The 22,217-nt window shown below is 68.0% G+C and carries 24 protein-coding genes; 11 read left to right on the top strand and 13 right to left on the bottom strand.

Going from position 1 to position 22,217, the window contains the following annotated elements; all coding sequences use genetic code 11:
- Positions 1–82: 82 nt before the first annotated feature.
- Positions 83–1,030 carry an N-acetyl-gamma-glutamyl-phosphate reductase gene (gene argC, locus EV147_RS15250; protein WP_130392053.1) on the top strand — a complete coding sequence of 316 codons (948 nt, stop codon included), beginning with the start codon at positions 83–85 and terminating at the stop codon, positions 1,028–1,030.
- Between the two features lie 79 nt (positions 1,031–1,109).
- On the opposite strand, the gene EV147_RS15245 is transcribed toward argC, so the two are convergent.
- Both EV147_RS15245 and EV147_RS15240 read right to left on the bottom strand, forming a co-directional pair.
- Positions 1,110–1,583, bottom strand: a complete 474-nt coding sequence (locus EV147_RS15245; protein ID WP_130392052.1) for a heavy metal-binding domain-containing protein — start codon at positions 1,581–1,583, stop codon at positions 1,110–1,112.
- 115 nt (positions 1,584–1,698) lie between these two features.
- Positions 1,699–2,634: a M48 family metallopeptidase gene (locus EV147_RS15240; RefSeq protein ID WP_130392051.1), complete on the bottom strand. Its 936-nt coding sequence runs from the start codon at positions 2,632–2,634 to the stop codon at positions 1,699–1,701.
- 78 nt (positions 2,635–2,712) lie between these two features.
- Between EV147_RS15240 and EV147_RS15235 the strand changes: the two genes are divergently transcribed.
- Positions 2,713–3,993: a muropeptide transporter gene (locus EV147_RS15235; RefSeq protein WP_130392050.1), complete on the top strand. Its 1,281-nt coding sequence runs from the start codon at positions 2,713–2,715 to the stop codon at positions 3,991–3,993.
- A gap of 39 nt (positions 3,994–4,032) precedes the next feature.
- On the opposite strand, the gene EV147_RS15230 is transcribed toward EV147_RS15235, so the two are convergent.
- From EV147_RS15230 to argB, 6 genes are all read right to left on the bottom strand, one after another.
- Entirely contained in the window at positions 4,033–4,851 is an 819-nt protein-coding gene (locus EV147_RS15230; protein WP_130392049.1) for an acyl-CoA thioesterase, read from the bottom strand.
- A gap of 79 nt (positions 4,852–4,930) precedes the next feature.
- Positions 4,931–5,542 (bottom strand): methionine biosynthesis protein MetW, encoded by a 612-nt coding sequence (gene metW / locus EV147_RS15225; protein ID WP_130392048.1) that lies wholly within the window; start codon positions 5,540–5,542, stop codon positions 4,931–4,933.
- Positions 5,539–6,711 carry a homoserine O-succinyltransferase MetX gene (gene metX, locus EV147_RS15220; protein ID WP_130392047.1) on the bottom strand — a complete coding sequence of 391 codons (1,173 nt, stop codon included), beginning with the start codon at positions 6,709–6,711 and terminating at the stop codon, positions 5,539–5,541. The genes metW and metX overlap by 4 nt, the downstream gene beginning before the upstream one ends.
- A 285-nt stretch (positions 6,712–6,996) precedes the next feature.
- Positions 6,997–7,617: a nucleoid occlusion factor SlmA gene (gene slmA / locus EV147_RS15215; protein WP_235844768.1), complete on the bottom strand. Its 621-nt coding sequence runs from the start codon at positions 7,615–7,617 to the stop codon at positions 6,997–6,999.
- A gap of 32 nt (positions 7,618–7,649) precedes the next feature.
- The gene (locus EV147_RS15210) at positions 7,650–8,660 is read right to left on the bottom strand and encodes a pyrimidine 5'-nucleotidase (protein WP_130392045.1); all 1,011 of its coding nucleotides are present in this window, start codon (positions 8,658–8,660) and stop codon (positions 7,650–7,652) included.
- An 87-nt stretch (positions 8,661–8,747) separates the two neighbouring features.
- The gene (gene argB, locus EV147_RS15205; protein ID WP_130392044.1) at positions 8,748–9,665 is read right to left on the bottom strand and encodes an acetylglutamate kinase; all 918 of its coding nucleotides are present in this window, start codon (positions 9,663–9,665) and stop codon (positions 8,748–8,750) included.
- A gap of 169 nt (positions 9,666–9,834) precedes the next feature.
- Between argB and EV147_RS15200 the strand changes: the two genes are divergently transcribed.
- Positions 9,835–10,044 (top strand): cysteine-rich CWC family protein, encoded by a 210-nt coding sequence (locus EV147_RS15200; RefSeq protein WP_130392043.1) that lies wholly within the window; start codon positions 9,835–9,837, stop codon positions 10,042–10,044.
- Between the two features lie 96 nt (positions 10,045–10,140).
- Complete coding sequence (locus EV147_RS15195) at positions 10,141–11,082, top strand: LysR family transcriptional regulator (protein ID WP_130392042.1); 942 nt, start codon at positions 10,141–10,143, stop codon at positions 11,080–11,082.
- Here EV147_RS15195 and EV147_RS15190 read toward each other — a convergent pair whose 3' ends face one another.
- Entirely contained in the window at positions 11,083–11,574 is a 492-nt protein-coding gene (locus tag EV147_RS15190; RefSeq protein ID WP_130392041.1) for a copper chaperone PCu(A)C, read from the bottom strand. It abuts the gene before it with no gap.
- 131 nt (positions 11,575–11,705) lie between these two features.
- On the opposite strand from EV147_RS15190, the gene EV147_RS15185 reads away from it, so the two are divergent.
- Entirely contained in the window at positions 11,706–13,097 is a 1,392-nt protein-coding gene (locus EV147_RS15185; RefSeq protein WP_130392040.1) for an ATP-binding protein, read from the top strand.
- A complete protein-coding gene (locus EV147_RS15180) occupies positions 13,097–13,690 on the top strand; it encodes a response regulator transcription factor (protein WP_130392039.1) in 594 nt (197 codons plus the stop codon). The genes EV147_RS15185 and EV147_RS15180 overlap by 1 nt, the downstream gene beginning before the upstream one ends.
- 15 nt (positions 13,691–13,705) lie before the next feature.
- Here EV147_RS15180 and EV147_RS15175 read toward each other — a convergent pair whose 3' ends face one another.
- From EV147_RS15175 to EV147_RS15160, 4 genes are all read right to left on the bottom strand, one after another.
- Positions 13,706–14,014, bottom strand: a complete 309-nt coding sequence (locus tag EV147_RS15175) for a hypothetical protein (RefSeq protein WP_130392038.1) — start codon at positions 14,012–14,014, stop codon at positions 13,706–13,708.
- A gap of 154 nt (positions 14,015–14,168) precedes the next feature.
- Positions 14,169–15,500: an ATP-dependent protease ATPase subunit HslU gene (hslU, locus tag EV147_RS15170; RefSeq protein ID WP_130392037.1), complete on the bottom strand. Its 1,332-nt coding sequence runs from the start codon at positions 15,498–15,500 to the stop codon at positions 14,169–14,171.
- 20 nt (positions 15,501–15,520) lie between these two features.
- A complete protein-coding gene (hslV, locus tag EV147_RS15165; protein ID WP_130392036.1) occupies positions 15,521–16,057 on the bottom strand; it encodes an ATP-dependent protease subunit HslV in 537 nt (178 codons plus the stop codon).
- 200 nt (positions 16,058–16,257) lie between these two features.
- On the bottom strand, positions 16,258–17,244 hold the full coding sequence (locus EV147_RS15160) for a tripartite tricarboxylate transporter substrate-binding protein (protein ID WP_130392035.1): 987 nt from the start codon (positions 17,242–17,244) through the stop codon (positions 16,258–16,260).
- Positions 17,245–17,601: 357 nt separating this feature from the next.
- Between EV147_RS15160 and EV147_RS15155 the strand changes: the two genes are divergently transcribed.
- The 5 genes from EV147_RS15155 to EV147_RS15135 all read left to right on the top strand — a co-directional run bounded on the left by EV147_RS15155 (position 17,602) and on the right by EV147_RS15135 (position 22,119).
- Entirely contained in the window at positions 17,602–18,114 is a 513-nt protein-coding gene (locus EV147_RS15155) for a Fur family transcriptional regulator (RefSeq protein ID WP_130392034.1), read from the top strand.
- 61 nt (positions 18,115–18,175) lie between these two features.
- Complete coding sequence (locus EV147_RS15150; protein WP_130392033.1) at positions 18,176–19,267, top strand: CobW family GTP-binding protein; 1,092 nt, start codon at positions 18,176–18,178, stop codon at positions 19,265–19,267.
- 613 nt (positions 19,268–19,880) lie between these two features.
- On the top strand, positions 19,881–20,300 hold the full coding sequence (gene dksA / locus EV147_RS15145) for an RNA polymerase-binding protein DksA (RefSeq protein WP_130392032.1): 420 nt from the start codon (positions 19,881–19,883) through the stop codon (positions 20,298–20,300).
- A 207-nt stretch (positions 20,301–20,507) separates the two neighbouring features.
- Positions 20,508–21,722 carry a GTP-binding protein gene (locus EV147_RS15140; RefSeq protein ID WP_130392031.1) on the top strand — a complete coding sequence of 405 codons (1,215 nt, stop codon included), beginning with the start codon at positions 20,508–20,510 and terminating at the stop codon, positions 21,720–21,722.
- Complete coding sequence (locus tag EV147_RS15135) at positions 21,712–22,119, top strand: hypothetical protein (RefSeq protein ID WP_130392225.1); 408 nt, start codon at positions 21,712–21,714, stop codon at positions 22,117–22,119. The genes EV147_RS15140 and EV147_RS15135 overlap by 11 nt, the downstream gene beginning before the upstream one ends.
- The last annotated feature ends 98 nt before the right edge of the window (positions 22,120–22,217 follow it).

Below are 22,217 nucleotides of genomic sequence, written 5' to 3'. Positions count from 1 at the left end.
CTCCAACCTCGCTACAATGCAGGTTCTCGCCCCCCAGGGATTTGAGACCTTTCGCATTTGCATTTTTCGGAGTGAGTCCGCCATGGTTTTCAAAGTGTTCGTTGATGGTCAGGAAGGCACCACCGGTCTCCGGCTGCTTGACTATCTCTCGGGTCGCAGCGACGTCGAGCTGCTGCGCATTGCCGATGACAAGCGCAAGGACCCGCAGGAGCGAGCACGATTCCTGAACGCCTCGGACGTGTCGTTCCTGTGCCTGCCTGACGTGGCCTCGCGCGAGGCCGTGTCGCTGGTGACGAACCCCGATACCTGCGTGATCGACGCCAGCACGGCGTTCCGTACCGCCGACAACTGGGCCTACGGCCTGCCGGAGCTGACCCGTGGCCAGCGCGAGAAGGTCCGCGCCAGCAACCGCATCGCGGTGCCGGGCTGCCACGCCAGCGCCTTCGTGCTGGCCGTGCGGCCGCTGGTGGAAGCTGGCCTGATGCCGGCCGACTACCCGGCCACGGCGTTCTCGCTGACCGGCTACAGCGGCGGCGGCAAGTCGATGATTGCGGAGTTCGAAGCCGGCGGTAACCCGAAGCTGATGAGCCCGCGTCCGTACGCGCTGGGCCTCGGCCACAAGCACCTGCCGGAAATGCGCGTGCAGACCGGCCTGGCGCAGGCGCCGATCTTCAACCCGGTGGTGGGCAACTTCCTCAAGGGTCTGTCGGTCACGGTGCCGGTCTATCCGTCGCTGCTGTCGCGCAAGGCCGATGCCGAGGCCATCCTCGACATCTACCGCAAGCACTACGAGGGCGAGCAGTTCGTGCGCGTGCACCCGTTCAACGCCGACGAGAATCTCGACCGCGGCTTCTTCGACGTGCAGGCCAGCAATGACACCAACCGCGTGGATCTGTTCGTGTTCGGCAACGAGAACAACCTGAACCTCGTGGCCCGCCTGGACAACCTCGGCAAGGGTGCGGCCGGCGCGGCGGTGCAGTGCATGAACGTGCGGATCGGCGCCGACGAGGCCACCGGCCTGGCAGCCTGACGGCCCTGGTTCACCGCAACAAGAAAAAACCGGCTCCGCGGAGCCGGTTTTTTCATGGGCAATCCGGAGCGCGAAGCGGTCAGCCGCCCACCTTGGCCAGCGTACCCTTGAGCGCCACGCCGATATAGGCGGCGCCCCGGGCGCAGACGTAGGTCTTGTCGCTCGATGTCTCGTCGTCCTTCCAGTTGCTGCGGATCTCCATCACGGCGTTGGCGCCGGTGGCGCTGGCCTTCTGCTGCAACTCCTGGAGCGCCTCGACGAACATGGCCTGGCACTGCTCGGCCTCGGTCGGCACCGGTGTGCCCTGAACCTGGCTCGTGGGGCGGCGCACCCGCTTGATCGACTTGAACGACACCGGGTCCTGGGCGCCGTCGATCCGGTTGAAGCCCCACGACAGCCGGATATTCGGATCGATCCGCGACGCCGCCACCGGCGACTTCAGCGCGTCCTCGATCGGCATGTTGAGCAGCTTGTCCGCCGCGCTGGCGGCTCCCGAGCCCAGTATGGCCGTCGTGGCGGCCACGGCCAGGGCAATGCGCAAGGTGGTCTTCATTGGGCTTCTCCCTTGTTGAGGCAGTTCGGCAGCGCCGGGGCGGCGCTGCCGCGCCTCGGACGCCACTTCGGACCATGCTACCCGATCCCGCGATGAACGAAATCGTGACTCGTGCTTACTTTTTTAGCGGACTCTGCTGGTCCTCGTCGCCCGCATCCACCGGGGCGCCGCCGAGGTTGGCCATGTTCGGCCGATGCGCCGGCAGCTTCTCCATCGGCATGCTGATGGCGGCCGCGTAGAGCGGCAGCACTTCCTTCATGTGGGCTTCGAGCACGGCGATCCGGCTGCGGCCGGACGGATGGGTCGACGTGAACTCGTCGCCGGCTGCCAGCACCGTGCCCATCTTGCGCCAGAGCGTGATGGCGGCGCGCGGGTCATAGCCGGCGCGCGCCGCGATGTCCATGCCGATCAGGTCGGCCTCGGTCTCTTCCCGGCGCGAGAACCGCAGCGACAGCATCTTGGCGTTGGCGCCGATATCCATGTTGCCGAGGTTGCCGAAACCGGTCAGTTGCGACACCACGTTGGCGCCCAGGTTCGAGATCTCGGCCTGCGCGGCGCGCTGGCGGGCGTGTTCCTCCAGCGCGTGGGCGATCTCGTGGCCCATCACCATGGCTACCTCGTCATCGGTCAGCTTGAGGTCGTCGAGCAGCCCCGTGTAGACGGCCATCTTGCCGCCGGGCATGCAGAACGCGTTGACCTGGTTCGCGCGGATCACGTTGATCTCCCACGGCCAGCGGCCGGCGCGCGGGTTCCAGAGCACGGTCTGGGGCAACAGCCGGATGCCGATCTCGCGCAGGCGCTGCACCTGGGGATCGTCGTCGCCGAGCAGCGTTTTCTTGGCGATGGCCTCCTGCTTGACCTGTTCGTACTCGCGGGCGGCCTGCTGGTCGATGACCTCCATCGGCACGATCATCCGCACGCGCGAATCATTGCGCGCCACGCGCACGCCATCGTCGGGCGCGGCCACCACGGCCACCTCCTGCGCGGCCGCGGGCAGCGCCAACGTGGAAATCGCAACGGCCAGGGTGGCGCGCAGGCAGGTCTGACGCATGGGTTCGGGGACGATAAAGGTGGCGGCGGCGCGAACGGGTGATGCAATAATACACGCCAGCCTTCGCGCCTCCCCATCATGAATTTCCACACTTATCTAGATATTTTTCGGAATCGCCGCATCGGCGCCATGCTGACGCTCGGCTTTGCCTCGGGGCTGCCGCTGGCGCTGACCTCGGGCACCCTGCAGGCGTGGATGACCGTGGAGGGGCTCGATATCAAGACGATCGGCTTCTTCTCGCTGGTCGGGCAGGCCTACATCTTCAAGTTCCTGTGGGCGCCGCTGATGGACCGCTACACGCCGCCGCTGCTCGGCCGGCGGCGCGGCTGGCTGCTGGTGACCCAGCTCGGCCTGGTGGCCAGCATCGCCGCCATGGCGTTCTGCCCGCCGCAGCAGGCGCTCTGGACGCTGGCCGCGCTGGCCACGCTGGTGGCCTTCCTGTCCGCCTCGCAGGACATCGTGTTCGATGCCTACAGTACCGACGTGCTGCGCTCCAGCGAGCGCGGCGCCGGGGCAGCCGTCAAGGTGCTTGGCTACCGGCTGGCGATGCTGGTCTCCGGGGGGCTGGCACTCTATCTGGCGGACCGCGTGCTGGGCTGGTCGAACATGTACCTGCTGATGGCCGGCCTGATGGGCGTGGGCCTGCTGACCCTGCTCTGGGCGCCCGAGCCGGACGCGCCGGCGCGTGCGCCGCGCACGCTGGAAGAAGCGGTGCTCGGCCCGCTGCGCGACTTCTTCGGCCGCCAAGGCGCGTGGTGGCTGCTGCTGCTGATCGTGCTGTACAAGCTCGGCGACGCCTTCGCCGGCAGCCTGTCCACCACCTTCCTGATCCGTGGCCTGGGGTTCGATCCGGGCCAGGTCGGCATCGTCAACAAGACGCTGGGGCTGGCCGCGACGATCATCGGGGCGCTGTTCGGCGGCTCGCTGATGGTGCGGCTCGGGCTGTACCGCTCGCTGATGGTGTTCGGCATCCTGCAGGCGGTGTCGAACCTTGGCTACTGGGTGCTGGCGGTCACGCCGCCGCACCTGTGGACGATGGGCGCGACCATCGCGGTGGAAAACCTCTGCGGCGGCATGGGCACCGCGGCCTTCGTGGCGCTGCTGATGACGCTGTGCAACCGCTCGTTCTCGGCCACCCAGTACGCGCTGCTGTCCGCGCTGGCGTCGATCGGCCGGGTCTACGTGGGGCCCACCTCGGGCTACATGGTCGAGGCCTGGGGCTGGGCGCCGTTCTACCTTGGCACGGTCGTGGCGGCGTTGCCGGGCGTGGCGCTGCTGTGGGCGATGCGCCGCACGGTCCACCGCTACGAGGCGCAGGCGCGCGAGCCGGAACCGGTGGCCAACGCCCGCCCGGCCTGACCTGGCCAGGGCGCGGCCCGGGGCGCCCGGGTCCTGCCGCTATTCCTTGTAGTAGACGATCTGGTGGGACGTGGCGAGCAACTCGCCGTCCGGGCTCCAGATCTCGGCCGTCTGGTCGAAGAAGCCCTGCCGGAACACGCGCGCCTGGGCGCTGCCGAGCACATGGCGGTCGCCGAGCGCGGCCAGCGTGGCCGCATCGGCATGGAAATAGGTGGTCAGCGAGACCGTGCCAGCCGGCACGAAACCGGCGCGCTTGAGGAAAATGCGCGGGTAGAACGCGTCGCACCAGGCGGCGATCGACGTGTAGTCAGGCGTGCGCGCCGGTGCGTCGCGGAGCCAGAACTGGGTCAGGCTGTCCGGGTTCTCGGTACCGGCCGCCGCGTCGGGCTTGGCACCACGCACGGCCCGCATGTCGTAGCTGCCGAGCCACTTGACCGGGGCGAAGCCAGCCATGCGCGGCAGTGAGTCGGCCGCCGGCACTGCGGGCATCACAGCCTCGCCGCAGTTCCACGTGTCGCGCCGGACCGCGAAGACCGCACTTCCGGTCGTCGTAATTTCGCCATTCTGTAGCAGTTCGAGGTGCCAGTGCTGGGTCGAACGGTTGGTGCGCGCCGGCCGCGCCACCACTTCGAAGGCGCCCTCGGCAATCGGCCCGGCAAAGTTGACGGTCAGCGCGCTCGGGTCGCCGAGCCGCTCCGGATGATCGAGCGCCGCCTGCAGCATCACGGCGGCCGTGGCACCGCCGAACGGGCCGATCATGTTCCAGTAGGCTTGGCTGGTATGGCCGCGGTAGCGGTGTTCGCCGGCCGGTTCGAGTTGCACGGCTTGATCGAGCGGATGCAGGGGCGCTTGCGTCATGGCAAAAAAAGTACGGTCGTTCGATGATTGCCGTACGGTATGCCCACCCCGGCCCGCCGTCAAGACGGGCCCGCCCGTGTCAGACGGCCGTCACCCGGTACACCGCCAGGCTGCCGCGCCAGTTCACGCCCCAGTTCACGGTCACGCCCTCGTGCATGACCACGCGGTCCAGCACGCGCAGCCCCACCTTGGGCGCCAGTTCCTCGAAGTCGCCGATGGTCAGCACGCGCACGTTCGGCGTGTTGTACCACTGGTACGGCAGCGATTCCGACACCGGCATGCGGCCCCGGAACACCGACAGCCGGTGCGGCCAGTAGCCGAAATTCGGGAACGAGACAATGCACTCGCGCCCCACCCGCAGCGTGTCGCGCAGCACCTGGGCGGTGTTGTGGATGGTCTGCAGCGTCTGGGACAGGATCACCGTGTCGAAGCTCTTGTCCTCGAACAGCGCCAGCCCGCCTTCCAGGTTCTGCTGGATCACGTGCACGCCCTTCTGGGCGCAGGCCAGCACGCCCTCGTCGCGGATCTCGATGCCATAGGCATGCACGTCCAGCTCGTCCTGCAGCACGCGCAGCAGGCTGCCGTCGCCGCAGCCGGCGTCCAGCACGCTCGAATTCGGTTCGATCCAGCGCGCGATGGCGCGGAAGTCCGGCCGCAGCGCCAGGATATTGGGATTGGTGGCGGCGTTCATGCACCGATCTCCTCGGCAATGCGTTCGTAGTAGGCGCGCATCAGGTTGTGATAGCGCGGATCGTCGAGCAGGAAGGCGTCGTGGCCGTGCGGGGCGTCGATCTCGGCGTACGACACGCGCCGCTTGTTGTCGAGCAGCGCCTTGACGATCTCGCGGCTGCGGTTCGGCGCAAAGCGCCAGTCCGTGCTGAAGCTCACCACCAGGAAGTTGGAATGGGTCTGCGCCATGGCCTGCGTCAGGTCGCCGTTGAAGCGCAGCGCGGGGTCGAAGTAGTCCAGCGCGCGCGTGATCAGCAGGTAGGTGTTGGCGTCGAAGTACTCGGCGAACTTGTCGCCCTGGTAGCGCAGGTAGCTCTCCACCTGGAACTCGACATCGAACGAGAACTGGATGTCTTCGGCCTTCAGCGTCCGGCCGAATTTCTCGGCCATGTCCTCGTCGGACAGGTACGTAATGTGACCGATCATGCGCGCCACGCGCAGGCCGCGCTTGGGCTTGGCGTTGTGGGCGTAGTAGTTGCCGCCGTGGAAGTCGGGGTCAGACAGGATCGCGCTGCGCGCCACCTCGTTGAACGCGATGTTCTGGGCCGACAGCTTCGGCGTGGACGCCACCACGATGCAGTGGCGCAGCCGGTCCGGATACATCAGGCTCCAGGCCAGCGCCTGCATGCCGCCGAGGCTGCCGCCCATCACCGCGGCGAACTGCCCGATGCCGAAGTGATCGGCCACGCGCGCCTGGGCGTTGACCCAGTCTTCCACCGTCACCACCGGGAACAGCGCGCCGTAGGGCTGGCCCGTGGCGGGGTTGGTGCTCATCGGGCCGGTCGAGCCGAAACACGAGCCGAGGTTGTTGACCCCGATCACGAAGAAGCGGTTGGTGTCGAGCGGCTTGCCGGGGCCGACCATGTTGTCCCACCAGCCGATATCGCGCGGATTGTCGGCGGCGATGCCGGCCACGTGGTGCGAGGCATTGAGCGCGTGGCACACCAGCACGGCGTTGCTGCGGGCGGCGTTGAGCGTGCCGTAGGTCTCGACCATCAGGTCGTAGCCGGCCAGTTGGCTGCCATTGCGCAGTTGCAGCGGCTCGGCGAAATGCAGGCGCTGGGGCGTGACGACTCCGACCGAATCGGTCGGCACGTCGAGGACGCCAGCGGGAGGAGCGACATCGGTCATTGAGCGGGCCCGCGCGAAACGGCAGGCATAAAAAAACCCGACCGGCATATGCGTTGGAGCGCAGCCAAGTCGGGCTTTCCGCGGTGTCCCGCGTGCCGGCGCCGTAGCGTGGATGAATCCATCCGCGAGGCACCGACCCAACCTCTTTAGCCGCATTTATATTGGCATCCCGGGGACACTCCCCAGGCTGCCGCGCGCCCGCAAGCCAGTCATCAAATCGGCGCGACCCGCACATTATAGTGCAAAGCGCGGGACGTGCTCACGTCCCTGCGCCCGGTACGGGAATCAGCCCAGCAGCACGCGCAACTGGGCGTCGATGTTTTCCGAAGGCAGCTTGCGGAAGCCGCCCTTGGCGTAACGGTGCCAGTGGCCCTGCACCGCGGCCATGATCAGCGCCACGCGCACCGGCACATCGGCGTCGGCCGGAAACGCGGCCTGGGTGACGGCCACCTTCAGGCACTGGCGCAGCGATGCCTCGATGCGGTCCACCATCTGGTTGATGCGCTCCTGCAACCGCTCGTGCTCGCCCACCAGCGCCTCGCCGGTCAGCACGCGCGTCATGCCGGGGTTCTTCTCGGCGAACGTCAGCAGCATGCGCACGATGGCCTGCAACTGGCGCACGCCATGCTCTTCCTGCGTGGTGATCTGGTTGATCAGCCCGAACACGGTCTGCTCGATGAAGCCGATCAGCCCTTCGAACATCTGCGCCTTGCTGGCGAAATGGCGGTACAGCGCGGCCTCGGAGACCGACAGCTTCGCGGCCAGCGCCGCCGTGGTGATCTTTTCCCCGCGCGGATGTTCGAGCATGCCCGCCAGCGTCTGCAGGATCTGGATGCGGCGTTCGCCGGGGCGCGGACGCTTGCGCGCCGGCGCCTCGGGATCGGCAACCGTGGTGACGGGAGGCATAGGCGCCTCGGCCTGGCGAGCGATGGTTTGCGTCATGACCCGATTCTCCGCTTTTGTTTTAGGAGTTGATGCATTGATTGTACTTTTATGTCCACATAGCGCGGGCGATTGACCCACCGCACCCCGCCTGCCGGGGCCACGCCGGCCTCGGTCTGTGGCGCCGTTGCCGCAGTCCGGCCCGTCGCCGGGTCCTGGCTCTCTGCGGCGACCAACGTCACCGAACGCTCCTGCGCGGCGTGCCCCGCGTGCTGGCGGTCTTCCGCCGCCAGGGTCTGGCGCGTGGCGGCGTCGCGCGTGGCGCCGTCCACGGCGGGCGCCACGGGATGCGGCCGCGACGGCGCCACCGTGCGCAGGAAGCCCGTCACCCAGGCCGTGCGGACACCCATGCCCCGATAATGCTTCAGGTGCGAGAGCGTGTCTTCCACCAGCACCGCCCGGTGCGCGGCCACGCCGGCCTGCGTCAGCAGCCGCTGCAGCATGCGGCGGTCGGGCTTGGGCCGCAGATGGCCGTGCACCCACATGTCGTCGATGGCCACCACGCGCTCGAAACAGTGTTCGATGCCGGCCAGCGCCATTACCGCGTGGGCGTAGTCGCGCGGCGCATTGGTCACCAGGATCTTGCGCCCCGGCAGCCGCCGCAGCGCCGCCGCCAGCCCCCGGCGCACGCGCACCATCCGGGCCAGTTCCGGAAACTCGTGCGCGGCGCGCAGGAAATCGCCGGCATCCACGCCGTGGTGGCGGACCATGCCGAGCAGCGTGGCGCCGTAGCGCCGCCAGTAGTCCACCCGCACGCGGCTGGCCTCGGCCGCGTCGCAGCCGAGCACGCGCGCCACGTAGGCCGTCATCAGCGCGTTGATGGCCGGGAAGATCGCGTGCGAGGCGTCGTGCAGCGTGTTGTCGAGGTCGAACAGCCAGACCGTGCCGCCCGAGGTATCGCCCGCCACGTCGCGCCGCAGGTGCCGGCGCGCACGATGTCCGGCACCAGGCGTGCGGGCGCGCGCGGGCACCTCGCCACGATGCCGCGAGGGCTGATGGATGAACACGCCGGGATTGCGGGAATGCAAGGAGCGGGGGGAGTCTGGGAGAACGGACCGGGAAGCCGCGTCAGGCGGGGCTTCCCGGTGGCGCACTCAGTGCGAGCGGATCATCGTGCCGAACGCCTGTTCGGTCAGGATTTCGAGCAGCAGCGAGTGTTCGATGCGGCCGTCGACGATGTGCACCGAGTGCACGCCGCTCTTGGCGGCGTCGAGCGCGGACGAGATCTTCGGCAGCATGCCGCCCGAGATCGTGCCATCGGCGAACAGTTCCTCGATCTCGCGCGCCGACAGGTCGGTCAGCAGGTTGCCCTTCTTGTCCATCACGCCGGGGATGTTCGTCATCATGACGAGCTTCTCGGCCTTCAGGATCTCGGCCATCTTGCCCGCCACCACGTCGGCGTTGATGTTGTAGGCCTGGCCGTCGTCGGAGAAGCCGATCGGCGAGATCACCGGGATGAACGCGTCGTCCTGCAGCGCCTTGACCACGGCGGGGTTGATCGCCTCGATATCGCCCACGAAGCCGATGTCGATGAACGTGCCCGGGTTCTCGCGGTCCGGCATCTGCAGGCGCTTGGCGCGGATCAGCCCGCCGTCCTTGCCCGTCAGGCCCACCGCCTGGCCGCCGTATTGGTTGATCAGCATCACGATGTCCTGCTGGACTTCGCCGCCGAGCACCCATTCCACGACTTCCATGGTCTCCTCGTCGGTGACGCGCATGCCCTGGATGAAGGTGCCGACCTTGCCCACCTTCTTCAGCGCCTCGTCGATCTGCGGGCCGCCGCCATGCACCACCACCGGGTTCATGCCCACGAGCTTCAGCAGGATCACGTCGCGCGCAAAGCCGTGCTTGAGCTTTTCCTCGGTCATCGCATTGCCGCCGTACTTGACCACAATGGTCTTGCCGTGGAACTTGCGGATGTAAGGCAGCGCCTCGGCGAGGATCTCGGCCTTGAGGGCGGGGGCGATGGCCGCAACCGTGGTGGCGGCAGGCCCAGGATTGTCAGCGTTCATGGCTTCGGACATTCCGTGTGATGTGGAGCAGGTATCATGATTAACCGTCCGCCGGGTAGGCGATACGGGCGAGGCCGGCGTTGCGGCTGCCGTCCGTGCGGCAGGCGCCGATTTTACAAGAAACCGGCGCCCCCATCGCAATCGCTGCTTTGCAACAACGTGATACCCCATGACCGATCCGTCCACGATCCAGACCGGGCAACTGCGTCCGGTGGAACGCTGCAGCGCCTGCGGGGCCCCGTTCGTGTGCGGGTACGTGGCCGGATTGCCCGAGTGCTGGTGCGCCAGCCAGCCGCTGCTGCCCTCGCGCCAGATCGTGGCCGGCCAGCACTGCCTGTGCCCGGCCTGCCTGAAGCAGCGCCAGGCGGCCCCGGATTGAGACAGTTCTGAAACCCTCCGAAAATTTTTGTTGTTTGCCGGTGTTTTGCACCTTGCGAATGACAAAAGCGGCGAATTCCGGTTTAACATTCGCGGCATGAATAGCCTACGCGGAATCGATCTGAACCTGCTGGTAGTGCTGGAAGCGCTGCTGGCGGAACGCCATATCTCGCGCGCCGCCTTGCGGCTGCAGCTGAGCCAGCCCGCCGTCAGCCACTCGCTGGCACGGCTGCGGCAGCTATTGGACGATCCGTTGCTGGTACGTGGCCAGGGGGGCCTGGTGCTGACCCCGCGCGCGCACGAACTGGCCGGCCCGCTGGCCGAGGCGCTGGCGCAGGTCCGCATCCTGCTGGGCCCGGGCGGCTTCCAGCCCGCCACGGCCCGGCGTACGTTCCGGCTGGCGATGTCGGACTACGGCGCGCTGGTGGTGCTGCCGCGCCTGCTGCGTACGGTGCGCAAGGCGGCGCCGAACATCGATCTCACGGTCACGCAGTCGAGCCGGGAATCGATGACCGGGCAGATTGCCGACGGCGAGCTGGACGTGGCGCTGGGCGCTTTTGCCTTCGAACCCGAGGGCGTGCGCACCGCGGCGCTGTTCAACGACGATTTCGCATGTGCCGTGGACGCCGCCACGGTGCGCGACACCGGCCGGCTCGACCACGTGGCCTACCTGGCGCGCTCCCACGTGCTGGTGACCGGTCCGACCGAGCGCGGCGAGGCGATCGACGCCGCCGTCACGCGGCTGGGCGGGCGGCGCAAGATCGCGTGCGTGGTGCCGCACTGGAGCGTGGCGCCGGGGCTGATCCTGGGTACCAACATGGTCCTGACCGCCGCCCGGCGCACGCTGGAGGCGCTGGCCGACGAGCGGCTGGCGATCTTCGAGGCGCCGTTCACGATCCCCGGCTTCACCTACAGCATGATCTGGCCCGAGAAGGCCGACGCCGACCCCGGCCACACCTGGCTGCGCGAGCGCGTGCAGCATGCCGCCGCCGTCACCGAAACCGAGGACGAGAGCGCCGCGATCAGCCTGCGCGGCTGATCAGTGCTTGTGGTCGCCGTGGCTCATCGCGCCGGCGGCCGGGGCGGTCACGTCGCGCACCTGGGCCTTGACGGTCTGCTCGATCGTCTTGCCGTTCTGCTCGAACTTCAGCGTGATGGGCACGGTATCGCCGGCCTTGAGCTGCTGCTTGAGGCCCATCAGCATCACGTGGTAGCCACCCGGCTTGAGCTGGACGTTCTGCATCGGCGGCAGGTCCAGCGCCGGAATCTGGCGCATCCGCATCACGTTGTTGTCCATCTTCATCTCGTGCAGTTCGGCGCTCGCCACCGGCGACGATACGCCGACGAGCTTCGCGGCCTGGTGCGCATGGATCGTCATGAACGCGCCCGAGGCGGACTGCGCCGGCACGGTGCCGCGCACCCAGGCGTCGCTGACATCGACCTGGGCAAACGCCTGCGCGCTGGCCAGCAGGCCCGTCAGGGCGGCGGTGGCGATCGAGGCGGCGCGCAGGGCGCGGAATCTGGCTTGCATACGAAACATCTCCACGAATTGGCTGGTCGGCGGACATTAGACCACGACGCGCCGCCGCGCGTGAGCGGCAGCCGAATGCGGCACGGTGTCGCACGCCGGGCAGCCCGGCCCGGCATTGCTACACTCGCGCCATGCAAGCCTCGATCGCCCCCTCTCCGGACCCCTCGCACCCTTCGCCGCCGCTGGCCGCCGTGTCCGGCCTGCCCGCGCCGCGCCACAGCCTGGTAAGCCTGCGCCGGCTGTGCTGGCTGCGCTGGGCGCTGCTGTCCGGCCAGGGGCTGCTGCTGGCGCTGTGCGAGTCGGTCGCCGGCATCCACCTGCCGTACCAGCCGCTGCTGTTCCTGTTCGTCGTCCAGGCCGCGTTCAATATCTATACGGTGGCGCGCCTGCGCTGGCACGCCCGCCGCAACACCATGCCGGGCGATGCCGAGCTGATGGTGCAGATGCTGGTCGACCTGAGCGCGCTGTCGGCCATCCTGTTCTATACCGGCGGCGCCACCAACCCGTTCGTGTCGTTCTACCTGCCGGGGCTGGCGATTGCCGCGGCCATCCTGCCGTGGCGGCTGGTGGCGCTGCTGGCCGGCTACGCGCTGACCTGCTACTCGCTGCTGCTGCTCGACTACGTGCCGCTGCACCTGCACAACCCCGACAACGCCGTGAACTACCACCTGGCGGGGATGTGGCTCAACTTCGTGGCCAGCGCGGTGATGATCGCCATCTTCGTGGCGCGCCTGTCGAACGTGCTGCGCCAGCGCGACGCCCAGCTCAACGACGCCCGCGAACTGCTGCTGCGCGAGGCCCGCGTGGAGGCGCTCAATGACCAGGCCGCCGCCGTGGCGCACGAGATCGGCACGCCGCTGGCCACGCTGGCCGTGATCGCCGGGGAGCTGCGCGGCGACGCCGCCGACGCCGCGCGTGGCCGCACCGTGATCGCCGACTATCTGCCCGACCTGCGCACGATGGAGCAGCAACTCGACCTGTGCCGCTCGATCCTGGCGCGGCTGCGCGAGGACCACCAGACGCTGGCGCCGCAGCGCGTCGATGCCTGGGTGGGCCCGTTCGTCGAGCGCTGGCAGTTGCGCCATCCGCAGGCCAGCCTGCGGGCCGAGGTGGCGCCCGACGCCGGCCCGCAGGCCGTGGACACCGCCCGGGTAGCGCAAATCCTCACCATCGTGCTCGACAACGCCGCGCGCAGCCAGCAGGACACCGCCGATGACACCTTCCGCGCCCCGCCGCTGCGGCTCGACATCGCCCGTGACGGCGACGCGTTGCTGCTGCGCGTGACCGACCACGGCAGCGGCATCGCGCCGGCACTGCGCGGCCAGTTGGGCGAGCGCCCCGTGGCCAGCACGCTGGGCGGGCACGGCATCGGCCTGTACCTGGCCCAGAGCGCCGCGCGCCAGCTTGGCGGGCGCCTGGCGTGGCTCGACAATCCCGCCGGGGGCACCGTCACCGAACTGCGGCTGCCGACTGGCGGCGCGGCGGGCCACTCCACCTTCAACCGCAACGCATTCCAGCCGTGATGACCGACGCCCAGGCGCCTTCCGACGCGATTCCCTTCCTTGTGGTTGATGACGACGAGGTGTTCTCCGGCACGCTGGCGCGGGCCCTGACGCGGCGCGGCTACGCGGTGCAGGTGGCGCACGATGGCCGCAGCGCGCTGGCGCTGGCCGCGCGCACGCCGTTCGCCTATGTCACGCTCGACCTGCACCTGGGTCCGCCGCCCGACGCGGGCGGCACGGCCCCGGCCGAGTCGGGACTGCATCTGGTGGGGCCGCTACGTCACACGCTGCCCGAGGCGCGCATCCTGGTGCTGACGGGCTACGCGAGCATTGCCACGGCTGTGGCAGCGGTAAAACAGGGGGCTGACGAGTATCTGGCCAAGCCGGCCAACGTCGATTCGATCCTGACCGCGCTGATGGCGGGCATCTCGGAGGACGCCGCGGAAGCCGCGCTGGAGGAACCGGTGCCGCTCTCGGTGGCCCGGCTGGAGTGGGAGCATATCCAGCGCGTGCTCACCGAGCACGGCGGGAATATCTCGGCCACGGCGCGCGCACTGAACATGCACCGGCGCACGCTGCAGCGCAAGCTCGGCAAGCGGCCGGTCTCGCGCTAGATCGTTCCGGAAGGCTTACAGGCGCAGTTGGACATAGTCCCAGCCGAGGTCGTCCTCGGCGGCATCGGCCATGCGCTCGGCATCGCGTGCGTGGCGGTCGGCCAGCGTGACCAGTGCGCCCGAGGCCATGGCCTCGGCCGCCAGCGCCGCCTGACGGCCCGACTGGCTGGCCGGCACCGGCTTGATCTGCACCTGGGCGACCACTTCAGGACGGATGCACAGGAACACCGTGGCCGCCGTGATCGCGGCGACGACGCTGCCCGTGGCCACCGCCACCCGTCGCTTGCGCACGCGGTTGCTCTTGAAAAAAGGGGTACGTGACATTGGCTCGCTCCCGTGTGTCTGTTATTGGAAGGTGCGGAAGGGTCTCATTCCGGACCAGCCATGCGCCAGCGGGCTTACCAATGCTTACGGGTGTAAGGGAAGGTGAAACAGGGGTGTGGCTCCCCTCGCCCGCAGGAGAGGGGAGCCAGGCGACTTACAGCACGTATCGCGACAGATCCTCGTTCCCGGCCAGATCCCCGAGCCGTTCGTCGACGTAGGCGGCATCCACGGTCACCGTGGCACCCGACGACTTCGTGGCGTGGAACGACAGGTCTTCGAGCAGGCGCTCCATCACCGTGTACAGGCGGCGCGCGCCGATGTTCTCGACCTTCTCGTTGACCGAGAACGCGATCTCGGCCAGGCGGCGGATGCCGTCTTCGGCGAACTGGAGGTCCACTTCCTCGGTCTTCAGCAGCGCCTGGTACTGCTTGGTCAGGCTGGCGTCGGTCTGCGTCAGGATGGCCTCGAAATCCTGCACGGACAGCGAATCGAGTTCCACGCGGATCGGGAAGCGGCCCTGCAGTTCCGGGATCAGGTCGCTCGGCTTGGACAGGTGGAACGCGCCCGACGCGATGAACAGGATGTGGTCGGTCTTGATCATCCCGTACTTCGTGTTGACCGTGGTGCCTTCCACCAGCGGCAGCAGGTCGCGCTGCACGCCCTGGCGCGACACCTCGGCGCCGCCCACGTCGCTGCGGCTGGCGATCTTGTCGATCTCGTCCAGGAACACGATGCCGTTCTGCTCGACATTGGCGATGGCCTTGTGCTTGAGCTCCTCCTCGTTGAGCAGCTTGCCGGCTTCCTCGTCGATCAGCAGCTTGAACGCCTCGCGCACCTTCATCTTGCGGCGCGCCTTCTTGCCCTGGCCCAGCCCCTGGAACATCGTGCGGATCTGCTCGGTCATGTCCTCCATGCCCGGCGGGCCCATGATGTCCATGCCCGGCATGGCGGCCGCCACTTCCAGCTCGATGTCCTTGTCGTCGAGTTCGCCCTGGCGCAGCTTCTTGCGGAACACCTGGCGCGTGTTCGAATCCTTGTCTTCCTGCTGCTGGAAGCCGATATCGCGCGGCGGCGGCAGCAGTACGTCGAGCAGGCGGTCCTCGGCGGCGTCCTCGGCCTTGGCGCGCACCTTCTTCATCTCGGACTCGCGCGTCTGCTTGACGGCCATCTCGGCCAGGTCGCGCACGATGGTATCCACATCGCGGCCCACGTAGCCCACCTCGGTGAACTTGGTGGCCTCGATCTTGATGAACGGCGCGTCGGCCAGCTTGGCCAGGCGGCGCGCGATCTCGGTCTTGCCCACGCCCGTGGGCCCGATCATGAGGATGTTCTTGGGCGTGATTTCCTGGCGCAGGGGGTCGGCCACCTGCTGGCGGCGCCAGCGGTTGCGCAGCGCCACGGCCACGGCTTTCTTGGCCTTGTTCTGGCCGATGATGTGCTTGTCGAGTTCGGAAACGATTTCCGACGGGGTCATGGTTTGCGACATGGGGTTCCGTTCAGCGTCGGTCAGTCGATGGTCTCGATGACGAAGTTGGTGTTCGTGTAGATGCAGAGTTCGCCGGCGATGGTCAGGGCCTTCTCCACTACGTCGCGCGGCGCCATGTCGGTGTTCTCCGCCAGCGCCTTGGCGGCGGACTGCGCGTAGGCGCCGCCCGAGCCGATGGCCGCAATGCCGCCTTCGGGGTCGAGCACGTCGCCGTTGCCGGTGATGACCAGCGTGGTGTCCTTGTCGGCGGTGATCAGCATGGCCTCCAGCCGGCGCAGCGCGCGGTCCGAGCGCCAGTCCTTGGCCAGGTCCACGGCGGCGCGGGTCAGGTTGCCCTGGTACTTCTCCAGCTTGGCCTCGAAGCGGTCGAGCAGCGAGAAAGCGTCGGCCGTGCTGCCGGCAAACCCGACCAGCACCTTGCCGTTGTAGATGCGCCGGACCTTGCGGGCCGTTCCCTTCATCACGATATTGCCAAGCGTGACCTGGCCGTCACCGCCCAGCGCGACCTGGTTGCCGCGCCTGACGCTGACGATGGTGGTGCCGTGATACTGTTCCATGGTGCCTTTGCGTGAGAGGTGTCAGCGGCCTAGGTGGCGCCACCCGGCCCGCTTTCAAGTGCGGATTTTTCCGGTGCCGTCCCCGACGGCAGCTTTCCCACTATAGGCAACCCCGCGGCAGGCCCCGGCCGCCACAAAGAAAAAAGGCCACGCGCTGGCGTGGCCTTTGATGCATTTTGAGGCAGTTTCGGTCAGCCGTTTCAGTCGGCGTAGACCCCGGCCTTCTTGATCACCGGCGTCCACTTGGCGATTTCCGAGCCCAGGAACGTGCGCAGCGAATCCGGCGTGGCGCGCTGGGCCGGCACGGCCTCGGCGCCCAGCTCGGCCATCTTGGCGCGGAAGGTCGGGTCGGTGACCGACTTCTGCAGCGCGGCCGACAGCTTGTCGATGACCGGCTTCGGCGTGCCCTTCGGCGCGTACATGGCATGCCAGATCTTGACTTCCACGCCCGGCATGCCCTGTTCGGCGGCCGTCGGGATGTCCTTGAACGCCTCGACGCGGCGCGACTGCATGGCCGCGTACGGCTTGAGCGCGCCCGCCTTGAGCTGGCCGGCGATGTTGGTGGTCTGGTCGCACATCAGGTTGACCTGGCCGCCCAGGATGTCGGTCAGCGCCGGGGCGGTGCCCTTGTACGGCACGGTCGTCAGTTCGGTCTGGATCGCGCTCTGGAACAGCAGGCCGCACAGGTGCGAGGCCGAGCCGATGCCGGCGTTGGCCAGCGACAGCTTGCTGGCGTTGGCCTTGATGTACGGCAGCAGGTCCTTGAAGTTGGCCGGCGGCAGTTGCTTGTTGCCGACCATGATCATCGGCACGTCGGCCACTTCGCCCACCATCTCGAAATCCTTGAGCGGATCGAAGCCCAGGTTGCGGTAGAGCGCCGGGGCCGTGGACATGCCGATATGGTGGATCAGGATCGTGTAGCCGTCGTTCTTGGCCTGCGCCACCTTCTTGGCGCCGATCGTGCCGCCGGCGCCGCCGAGGTTCTCGATCACGATCGTGGTGCCCAGATGCTTGGACATGATCATCGTCAGCTCGCGCGCCACCTTGTCGGTGGGGCCGCCGGCCGCGAACGGCACCACGGCCTGCACGGGCTTGCTGCCCGGATATTCCTGAGCCTGGGCTCCCGCGAAGGCACCCACGCCGGCCACAACCAGCGCGGCTGCAAAGTTCATTGCAACTCGTTTCATTACGTCTCTCCTGTTCCCTCTGTAACCCGTTCCAGCGCCGCTCGCGCCGCCAGGGCAATCTCGCGTTTCGCGAGCCCCGGCCCCGTCGATCCATATCGGAAAACACGGGGTGACCATCGGCACGATGTATGGGTGGTAAGCGGCCGCAAACCCCGCCGACAGGCGGAGCCGGAGGTGGATGTTAGCAACCGCGAACAAGCGCCAGGTATAGGGGCTAACCCGCGAGAAACAGACGTTGCCGACGAAACCGAAGACTTCCTCCAGCCCTCCCCCGAACGGGTGCCGGGCGCCTTCCGGAATAACCTTGCTTGTGCAACTGAATTGCAACTCGGCGGGCGCTATGGTTAAATCTTCGGCATGACCCGCCCCACATCCGAACCCGCCCACGCGCACGCCCCGGCGTTGCCCGCCGAGGCGGAGCCCGCCCAGGCCGCCCAGGCGCGGCTGCGCCATCTGGGCGCGCGCGTGACGCAGCCGCGCGTGGCCATCCTGGCCTGCCTGATCGAAGCCGACGAGCCGCTGACGCATCAGGCCGTGATCGACCGCCTGCCGCCCGACGGCGACGTGGACCGCGTGACCGTGTACCGCGTGCTCGACTGGCTGGTAGACCAGGGCGTGGCCCAGAAACGCGCCGGCAAGGACCGCGTGTTCCGCTTCACGCTGCTGGAGCACGAGGCGGCCCGCGCCCAGGTGCACCGCCAGCACAGCCACTTCCACTGCACGCGCTGCGACCGGACCTTCTGCCTGGAATCGGCAGGCAAGTCCGTGGCGCCACGCGTGCCGAGCGGCTTCGCCGTGGAGCATGTCGAACTGACCGTGAACGGACTGTGTGCCGACTGCGGCCGGGCGCGCGCTTCCGGCGAGCACTGACCGCCAACCCATTCCAGACGCCGGCGCCGCCGGCCCCTAGATCTTCCCTGGAGCATCATCCATGTCCAAACTCATTCCGGTCACGATCCTGACCGGCTTCCTCGGCAGCGGCAAGACCACGCTGCTCAAGCGCATCCTGAACGAGCAGCACGGCATGAAGATCGCCGTGATCGAGAACGAGTTCGGCGAGGAAAACATCGACAACGAGATCCTCGTGCAGGACGGCCGCGAGCAGATCGTGCAGATGAGCAACGGCTGCATCTGCTGCACGATCCGCGGCGATCTGGTGCAGGCGCTGTCCGACCTGGTCACCCAGCGCGACGAGGGCAAGCTCGACTTCGACCGCGTGGTGATCGAGACCACCGGCGTGGCCAACCCCGGCCCGGTCGCGCAGACCTTCTTCATGGACGAGGAGATTGCCTCGCGCTACCTGCTCGACGCCGTGATCACGCTGGTGGATGCCAAGCACGGCAACATCCAGCTCGACAAGCAGGAAGAGGCGCAGCGCCAGGTGGGCTTTGCCGACGCGATCTTCATCACCAAGTCGGACCTCGTGCCCGCCGCCGAGGTGGACGAACTGCGCCACCGCCTGAAGCACATGAACGCGCGCGCGCCGATCCGCACCGCCAATTTTGGCGAAACGCCGATTGACACGATCTTCGACCTGCGCGGCTTCAACCTGAACGAGAAGCTGGAGATCGACCCCGATTTCCTGCGTGCCGACGAACACGAGCATGACCACGGCCATGCGCACGGCGAGCAGTGCGGCGCCGACTGCGGCCATGACCATGGTCACGACCACGGGCACGAGCACGGCCACGGCCATGCGCACGACCACCACCACCATCACCACCATACGGACCGCATCGCCTCGTTCGTCTTCCGCAGCGACCGGCCGTTCCACTACGGCAAGCTGGAGGAGTTCCTGTCCGGCATCCTGTCGGTGTACGGCGAGAAGCTGCTGCGCTACAAGGGGGTGCTCTATATGGAAGGGGTGGACCGCAAGGTGGTGTTCCAGGGCGTGCACCAGCTGATGGGCAGCGACATCGGCGCCAAGTGGGACAGCGAGACCCCGGGCACCAAGATGGTATTCATCGGCGTGGATCTGCCGCGCGACGCCATCCTCAAGGGCCTGGCCGCCTGCCTGGCCTGATTCCCCCCGCCTGACGGGCCGGCCGGCCCGTCACATGACCCCGTGTGCCTCTGCCGCCACCCTGGCCGGCGGGGCGCCCGGCGCGTTTTCTGTGCCCGAAACCCTCCGGATGGGTGGGAATACCGGGAAAACTCCTGTCTCTTGTCGGTCTTTCTCCCATATCTCCTAAAAATTTGTTCAAGTACAATAGGCCGGATTTGATACTGGCGGCGCACCTCTGGGCGCGGCCGGTATCCGCAGGGCGGCAGTCGTCGTCAGCACGAGGCGGGGCCGCCAGCAGGCGCGGTCGCAGGGCTTTTGTGCGGAGACCGCCCTCCGCCCTGGGGTTCCTCGAATGCGCCGTCACTCTTCGACGCGTAGAGAGAGGTGCCCCATGACAGCCGCAACAAAAAGCAAGGAAAGCCGCAGCAAGACAGTTACCGCTGCGACGGAGACGCCAGCTCCCCGCGGCAGTACGGCGCACGCCGAAGCGGGCGAGGCCAAGGGAGGCACGCGAAGCAGCAAGACTGCAGCCAGCCAGAGTGAAACAGCCGCACCGCGCAAGCGGACGGCGACTGCACCCGAGCGGACGACGACACCGCCGGTCGCATCAACAAGAGAATCAGCAGGTACCATGAGCAGCAACAAACTTCTGACTGAAGCTGAAATCCTGAAGATGAGCGACAAGGACTACATGAACGAGGCGCAACTGGCCTTTTTCAAGAATCGCCTTCAGCAGCTTCGCGACGAGATCCTCAAGAATGCGGACCAGACCACGGAACACCTGCGCGAGACGGTGATCGTGCCGGACCCGGCAGATCGCGCCACGATCGAGGAAGAACACGCCCTCGAACTGCGCACCCGTGACCGCGAGCGCAAGCTGCTGAAGAAGGTGGAGCAGTCGCTGCAGCGGATCGACTCCGGCGACTACGGCTGGTGCGAGGAAACCGGCGAGCCGATCGGCGTGCCGCGCCTGCTGGCCCGCCCGACCGCCACGCTGTCGCTGGAAGCCCAGCAACGCCGCGAACTGCGCCAGAAGCTGTTCGGCGACTGATCCGCCGCCCGGCGCATCCTTCAGCTGGCCAGACGGCCCGGCCTGGCCGGGCCGTTTTCGTTGGGTGCGGCACGGCATGCTGCGCCCCACACCATGACGGACTCCGCCCCGTCATCGGGACGCACTACCATAGCTGAACGGGCAACCTGTCGCCCGTGTCAGGTTTCTGTTACAGTCGCAACCTTGTTGCAATAACGACCCACCGTCATGGCCGCTCGCCTGCCCGTCACCGTCCTGTCCGGATTCACCGGCGCCGGCAAGACCACCGTGCTGCACCACCTCGCCGCGCAGTCTGGCGCGCGCGTGGCCGTGCTCGACAGCCGGAGCGACCTGCTGGCTGAGGTGGAACGGCTGGCGCAAGCCGGCCAGCATGACTTCGTGCTGATCGAGGCTGCCGCCACCGACGAACCGATCGGCATTGCCGAGGGCTTCGCGTTCGAAGACCAGCATGGCGAACCCGGCGGACAAGCGCCGGGCGTGGCGCATCTCGACACGCTGGTCACGGTGGTCGACGCCAGCCGCTTCCTGCGGGATTTCCACGACGCTGACTTTCTCTCGGCGCGCGGGCTGGCCGAGGCCGACGATGACCGTACGGTCGTTGACGTGCTGATTGACCAGGTCGAAGTCTGCGATGTCATCGTCATCAACAAGATCGATCTGGTCGACGCCGGCCAGCTGGGGCGCCTGCACGTGGTGCTGCGCGCGCTCAATCCGCGCGCCGAACTCGTCGATGCCAGCCACGGCAACGTGCCCGCCGGGCGCGTGCTGGGTACCGGCCGCTTCGACATCGACGCCACGCCGAACGCCGCCGGCTGGCAGGCCGCGTTGCAGGGCGACGCCGTGCCGGACGCCGCCGGAGTCTCGACGCTGGTCTACCGCCGCCGCCGCCCGTTCCATCCGCAACGTTTCGCGGACCTGATCCATACCGACTGGATGCGCGAGCATGGCGACGTGCTGCGCTCGCGGGGCCTGTTCTGGCTGGCGAGCCGCATGGATATTGCCGGCGACTGGGCGCAGGCCGGCGGCGTGTGCCGTCCCGGCGCGGCCGGCGCCTGGTGGGCTGCCATCGACGCCGGGGAATGGCCGTCCGAAGGACTGGCCCGTGCCGCCATCGAGGCCGACCTGCTCGAAGACGGCCTGCCGGCCGAATATGGCGACCGTCGCCAGGAACTGGTGCTGGTGGGCCTGGACCTCGACGCCGGCGCGCTGCTCGAACGGCTCGACACCTGCCTGCTGACCGACGACGAGATGGCGGCCGGCCCGGACGCCTGGGCCACCTACCCCGATCCGTTCCCGGACTGGGGCGATGCCTTCGACGACGTGCACGACCACGATCACGACCATGGCGGCGGGCACGAGCGTGCGCACGACCACGACCATGACGACAGCGACGGCCCGTGCGGCTGCGGGCATGCGCACTGACTTTCCGCTGCTCTCGCGCTGGCGGGCACGCGGCGTCGGCGTCTGGCCGGCGCTGTGGCTCGTGGCGTGCCTGTTGCTGGCACAGCATGCGGGGCTGGTGCACCGCGTGGTGCATGGCGGGCTGCCCGCCGTGCCACAGGCCGCCGCCGCGCTGGCGTCGCCCACGCATGCGGCCCATGCCCACGGCGGCGTGTCGTTCCTGAAGCTCGGCCTTCACTCGTGCGTGCTGTTCGACGGCGCCACGCTGGCCGACACACATTCTGGCAGCTTCGCGCTACCGCAACTCGCCTTCGGCAAGCCGGTCAAGCCGGCAAACCTGGCCTGGCGCTGGCCCGACCTGCCAGCCGCCCGCCCTTTCCACTCGCGCGCCCCGCCTTTCGCATTCGACTTCGCCTGACAACCGGGCGCGTGGCGGTTCGCCACGCCCTCGCGTCTGCCTGACCGCGCGTGCGGGCCTTGAGCCGCGCCGCACGCGCGCCCACTCGAATTCGAATC

The organism is Cupriavidus agavae (assembly GCF_004217045.1).
GTDB lineage: Bacteria > Pseudomonadota > Gammaproteobacteria > Burkholderiales > Burkholderiaceae > Cupriavidus > Cupriavidus agavae.
The sequence above is the reverse complement of the archived record's forward strand: the minus strand, read 5'-3'. Positions and strand labels throughout refer to the sequence as shown.

Coding starts and splice junctions, on each gene's coding strand:
- argC (WP_130392053.1), top strand. CDS start 83: ATGGTTTTCAAAGTGTTCGTTGATGGTCAGGAAGGCACCACCGGTCTC.
- EV147_RS15245 (WP_130392052.1), bottom strand. CDS start 1,583: ATGAAGACCACCTTGCGCATTGCCCTGGCCGTGGCCGCCACGACGGCC.
- EV147_RS15240 (WP_130392051.1), bottom strand. CDS start 2,634: ATGCGTCAGACCTGCCTGCGCGCCACCCTGGCCGTTGCGATTTCCACG.
- EV147_RS15235 (WP_130392050.1), top strand. CDS start 2,713: ATGAATTTCCACACTTATCTAGATATTTTTCGGAATCGCCGCATCGGC.
- EV147_RS15230 (WP_130392049.1), bottom strand. CDS start 4,851: ATGACGCAAGCGCCCCTGCATCCGCTCGATCAAGCCGTGCAACTCGAA.
- metW (WP_130392048.1), bottom strand. CDS start 5,542: ATGAACGCCGCCACCAATCCCAATATCCTGGCGCTGCGGCCGGACTTC.
- metX (WP_130392047.1), bottom strand. CDS start 6,711: ATGACCGATGTCGCTCCTCCCGCTGGCGTCCTCGACGTGCCGACCGAT.
- slmA (WP_235844768.1), bottom strand. CDS start 7,617: ATGCCTCCCGTCACCACGGTTGCCGATCCCGAGGCGCCGGCGCGCAAG.
- argB (WP_130392044.1), bottom strand. CDS start 9,665: ATGAACGCTGACAATCCTGGGCCTGCCGCCACCACGGTTGCGGCCATC.
- EV147_RS15200 (WP_130392043.1), top strand. CDS start 9,835: ATGACCGATCCGTCCACGATCCAGACCGGGCAACTGCGTCCGGTGGAA.
- EV147_RS15195 (WP_130392042.1), top strand. CDS start 10,141: ATGAATAGCCTACGCGGAATCGATCTGAACCTGCTGGTAGTGCTGGAA.
- EV147_RS15190 (WP_130392041.1), bottom strand. CDS start 11,574: ATGCAAGCCAGATTCCGCGCCCTGCGCGCCGCCTCGATCGCCACCGCC.
- EV147_RS15185 (WP_130392040.1), top strand. CDS start 11,706: ATGCAAGCCTCGATCGCCCCCTCTCCGGACCCCTCGCACCCTTCGCCG.
- EV147_RS15180 (WP_130392039.1), top strand. CDS start 13,097: ATGACCGACGCCCAGGCGCCTTCCGACGCGATTCCCTTCCTTGTGGTT.
- EV147_RS15175 (WP_130392038.1), bottom strand. CDS start 14,014: ATGTCACGTACCCCTTTTTTCAAGAGCAACCGCGTGCGCAAGCGACGG.
- hslU (WP_130392037.1), bottom strand. CDS start 15,500: ATGTCGCAAACCATGACCCCGTCGGAAATCGTTTCCGAACTCGACAAG.
- hslV (WP_130392036.1), bottom strand. CDS start 16,057: ATGGAACAGTATCACGGCACCACCATCGTCAGCGTCAGGCGCGGCAAC.
- EV147_RS15160 (WP_130392035.1), bottom strand. CDS start 17,244: ATGAAACGAGTTGCAATGAACTTTGCAGCCGCGCTGGTTGTGGCCGGC.
- EV147_RS15155 (WP_130392034.1), top strand. CDS start 17,602: ATGACCCGCCCCACATCCGAACCCGCCCACGCGCACGCCCCGGCGTTG.
- EV147_RS15150 (WP_130392033.1), top strand. CDS start 18,176: ATGTCCAAACTCATTCCGGTCACGATCCTGACCGGCTTCCTCGGCAGC.
- dksA (WP_130392032.1), top strand. CDS start 19,881: ATGAGCAGCAACAAACTTCTGACTGAAGCTGAAATCCTGAAGATGAGC.
- EV147_RS15140 (WP_130392031.1), top strand. CDS start 20,508: ATGGCCGCTCGCCTGCCCGTCACCGTCCTGTCCGGATTCACCGGCGCC.
- EV147_RS15135 (WP_130392225.1), top strand. CDS start 21,712: ATGCGCACTGACTTTCCGCTGCTCTCGCGCTGGCGGGCACGCGGCGTC.